This is a genomic window from Wenyingzhuangia sp. 2_MG-2023 (genome assembly GCF_030548295.1).
Taxonomy (GTDB): domain Bacteria; phylum Bacteroidota; class Bacteroidia; order Flavobacteriales; family Flavobacteriaceae; genus Wenyingzhuangia.
The window spans coordinates 1-3,584 of the sequence record NZ_JAUOSB010000041.1; the positions used below are offsets into that span (position 1 = coordinate 1).

At 28.4% G+C, this 3,584-nt stretch carries 5 protein-coding genes; 3 read left to right on the forward strand and 2 right to left on the reverse strand.

All coding sequences use genetic code 11. From position 1 onward, the window contains the following. Positions 1-433 precede the first annotated feature (433 nt). From Q4548_RS16460 to Q4548_RS16470, 3 genes are all read left to right on the forward strand, one after another. Positions 434-673, forward strand: coding sequence for a hypothetical protein (locus tag Q4548_RS16460; protein ID WP_303457073.1), 240 nt, complete (start codon positions 434-436; stop codon positions 671-673). 47 nt (positions 674-720) lie between these two features. After that, on the forward strand, positions 721-1,167 hold the full coding sequence (locus Q4548_RS16465; protein WP_303457075.1) for a hypothetical protein: 447 nt from the start codon (positions 721-723) through the stop codon (positions 1,165-1,167). A 226-nt stretch (positions 1,168-1,393) separates the two neighbouring features. Further along, positions 1,394-2,239 carry a restriction endonuclease gene (locus tag Q4548_RS16470; protein WP_303457077.1) on the forward strand — a complete coding sequence of 282 codons (846 nt, stop codon included), beginning with the start codon at positions 1,394-1,396 and terminating at the stop codon, positions 2,237-2,239. A gap of 151 nt (positions 2,240-2,390) precedes the next feature. On the opposite strand, the gene Q4548_RS16475 is transcribed toward Q4548_RS16470, so the two are convergent. Further along, positions 2,391-2,597, reverse strand: a complete 207-nt coding sequence (locus Q4548_RS16475) for a helix-turn-helix transcriptional regulator (protein WP_072353295.1) — start codon at positions 2,595-2,597, stop codon at positions 2,391-2,393. After that, positions 2,587-3,063: a hypothetical protein gene (locus tag Q4548_RS16480; protein ID WP_303457080.1), complete on the reverse strand. Its 477-nt coding sequence runs from the start codon at positions 3,061-3,063 to the stop codon at positions 2,587-2,589. Before Q4548_RS16480 ends, Q4548_RS16475 begins: the two co-directional genes overlap by 11 nt. Positions 3,064-3,584 lie beyond the last annotated feature (521 nt).

Sequence of the window (3,584 nt, forward strand, 5' to 3'; positions counted from 1 at the left end):
CTTGCTGAGAAATTTACAAGAACTGAAAGATTTCTTTTTGAAAATCGTCGTTACGCTGAATTTAAAGTAGCAACGCTCAAACAACTCTTGCGTTTAATGAAACTGTAGCTACGCAACAAAATGCTCCTTGAAAGTCTTTTAAAACTGAAAATGAAAATTTTAAGAAAGTTCTTAAATTATTGAAATTACTCGTGCCGTTTAATGAAGCAGTTGCAACGCTGAACTTTAGTAACTATGCTAAGTTTTTTATTCTTTGAAAGTTCAAATAATCACGAAACTTAAAACTGTAAAAGCTAACAACGCATAAAAACAATTTGTGTTTGGTTTCTTTCCCAATGTTCTGTACTTTTAAACCAAGTCAAATCAGTACGCTCGAAAAGGCTAAGCCTATTTTCTCACAAACTGATTTTTATACAAAACCGTTGTGTAACATATGAAAAAAAACGATTTCCATAAAGAACAAGAACGAATTAAACCGATAATTATCTTATGGGTTAAAAGAATTTACGTTATTTCGTTTAATATTTATGCTTGGTTTTGGTTAATTAGAGAAATATTTTTCAGAAAAACGACTGAATTTGAACCCTATTTACTATGGTTTTTCACAACTGTAGGAATGTACTATTTTGTCCTAGAAAATCAAGATGTATTTATTAAAACAAAAAATGATTAATACGAAAAAACTATTATTCTAGAAAAATAAACAAAACTTCAAACGCAATGAACATTGATAAAATATTTACGAAAGAAACAACAATAAAAATAACGGTCGTTAAAATTGAAAATAAAAAAATGACGAAAAGTATTTTTAATCAATTACACATCTATTCTCCTTTTGACAAATTATATAATATAAAAAATAATGTTAAAGTTTTAGGATATATAAATGACAAAACAATATGGGTTATTTGGAGTAATGAAGAAAGTTTATTTAAATATGAATTAAATAATTTTTATCCTTTGCTTAGACTTGATTTGAACAACGATAAAATTGAGAGTTTAATTAAAATTTATCCTTCTGAAAGTGTAAGAAACTTATATTTTGAAAATTTAGATATGGAAATATCTTCTGTTTTAGATTTAAAAGAACAACACGAAATAATTGATAAAAAAGAAATGATTCAAAAGTTTAGGAATGAAGTTTTAAATCATCAAATCTATTTATAACACTGAAAAAACGTTACACAACACCGGCTAAACTTAATACGGGTTCTGTGCTTTCTCAAAGTTTTGTGTATATTTACTAAGTCGCCAAATCTTGTTGATTTGGCTTTGTGAAAACCAAAGAAACAAATCCAAACAAAAAGCTTCGGCTTAGTCCGTGTTCGAAAATCTTAGCGATTTTCTTCCCGCACTAAGCCTAGCCAAAACCGTTAGCCACAAGCAAAAGAAAATGTCGATAGAAGATAAAACTTGGAGAAAATACGAAAGACAAATTCATCAAGAGTTAACTTCGGTATTTACTGACTGTGAATTTGAATTTGACGATAGAATTTTCGGAAAACATAGCAGAATAGATAGACAAATTGATATTTCTATTCGAGGAAATATTGGGGGGAATAAAATTCTCGGAATAATCGACTGTAAACACTTCTCGAAAAATATTGACATAAAAATCATAGAAAGTTTTCTTGGTATGTTAGAAGATACTAAAGCTAATTTTGGATTAATAATTACTAACAAAGGATTTAGTTCATCAGCAAAAAACAGAGCTAATGTTCGGAATTTAAGACTTGACATTATCGAGTTTGACGAATTAGAAAAAATCAAGTTGACTTTTGATTATTTCGTAAACCAGAAAATAAGAAACCTTGAATTATCAAAATATGAATTTTTTAAAAGAGCAAAGCAGAATTCAGGTTATTTCGATTTGAGCAAATCAGATTATAATAAAAGAATAATTACTTTTAAAGAAGGTTTTGCAAATACGGAATATTATGCTTTCAAAAAGATAATAAAGGAAAGTGCTCGACTATTTAGAGATTTTACAGATTTGGAAATTCTTACTATTAGAATTCCTGCAAATAAAGAAAATAAGAAACAATTATATTACTCAAAAGTAAATCGGAATGAATTAGAAAAGTTTTTAAAATTAGATTTCAGGTATTTAAGAGAAGATATTAAATTTTGGAGAAGTGATTTTTTAGAAAATGGAGACTATACCAAGGAATCAGTTTATGATTTTGCGAATGAAAATATTAATTCAACTGAATATACTAATTATGAAAATGAGATATAAAGCCAGTGGCTAACACCGTATATAATTTATTGCTGGCTTCTCGCTTACTTACGAAAGTCCTCGCGGACTTTCTTTGTCTGTAATTATTTACTAAATTAGTTGCTTGAAACACGCAACAAACCATATACAATCACGTTGGCAGTAATATAAACTAAACCCAATCTGAATCTTCCAAAGTAAAGATTTCGCTAATTTCAACTTCGAAAATTTGAGCTAACCTTAAAGCTAAAACTGTTGACGGAACATATTTACCTAATTCCATTGCATTAATTGTTTGCCTACTAACTTTCGCCAATTTTGCTAATTCAGCTTGAGTAATATTCTTTTTTGCTCTTTCTACTTTAATACTATTCTTCATAATCAGCTGATTTTTTAAGTTTGGAAATTTGCCAGTTAAATCTAATTATGAAAAACAACAAGACTGTGAACATATTAAATATCATAACCCATAAAAAGGAAAAATCGAAAATAAACAAAAACGAAAACAAAAGAATTCCATAGTTTACATAAACAGCCCAAACCAATGACTCTAATCTGATTTTTGATATATATTCATCTTCTGATTTTTCTTTAGAAAAAGCGACAAATAAAGAACTGATAATAATTAAAATCCCGAAAATTTCATTCAGTATATTATTTTTAACCATTCCGAATAGTTTTTTATCCGTAAAAAAGTCATCTATGAAAATAGCCGGAACATTGAAATCTAAAAAACTTGGCTCATATTCATAAATAAGTGTTATCAAACCAATAATTGCGGATGGAATAAGAATAAACCAACCTATTCTTTTGAACTTATTGGGAAATAAATAATTTGCTTTCATAATATTCGAATTTAAGTTTAAACAAATGTAAAACAAATAAAACTATTTGACAAACAAACTTTACATTTAGTAAAACAAATACTACTGCCAACACCGTATATAATTTATTGCTAGTTCTAGCTTACTTACGAAAATCCTCGCGGATTTTCTATTCGGTTTTTATTTGCTAACTTTAGTGCTTAAAACACGCAACAAACCATATACAAACACGTTAGCATTCATAAACTCGCCCGAAAATTTACTGCCACCATTACACATTTTTTACACGAAACATTTTTGGTTCTTATTAAAGAGCACTTTTTCGATTGGGAGGAAAATCTGAACGCAAAAATGCTAGTTCCGATCACACATCTTTTCGCAGAAACTTTCTAAGTGTTAATTCATGATTTTTAGCAAGTTTACGGTTAGAAGGAAAATCTGAACGCAAAAATTCTAGTTCCGATTACACATCTTTTCGCAGAAAATTTCTAAGTGTTAATTCATGATTTTTAGCAAGTTTACGGTTAGAAGGAAAATCTGGA

Coding starts and splice junctions, on each gene's coding strand:
- Q4548_RS16465 (WP_303457075.1), top strand. CDS start 721: ATGAACATTGATAAAATATTTACGAAAGAAACAACAATAAAAATAACG.
- Q4548_RS16480 (WP_303457080.1), bottom strand. CDS start 3,063: ATGAAAGCAAATTATTTATTTCCCAATAAGTTCAAAAGAATAGGTTGG.
- Q4548_RS16475 (WP_072353295.1), bottom strand. CDS start 2,597: ATGAAGAATAGTATTAAAGTAGAAAGAGCAAAAAAGAATATTACTCAA.
- Q4548_RS16460 (WP_303457073.1), top strand. CDS start 434: ATGAAAAAAAACGATTTCCATAAAGAACAAGAACGAATTAAACCGATA.
- Q4548_RS16470 (WP_303457077.1), top strand. CDS start 1,394: ATGTCGATAGAAGATAAAACTTGGAGAAAATACGAAAGACAAATTCAT.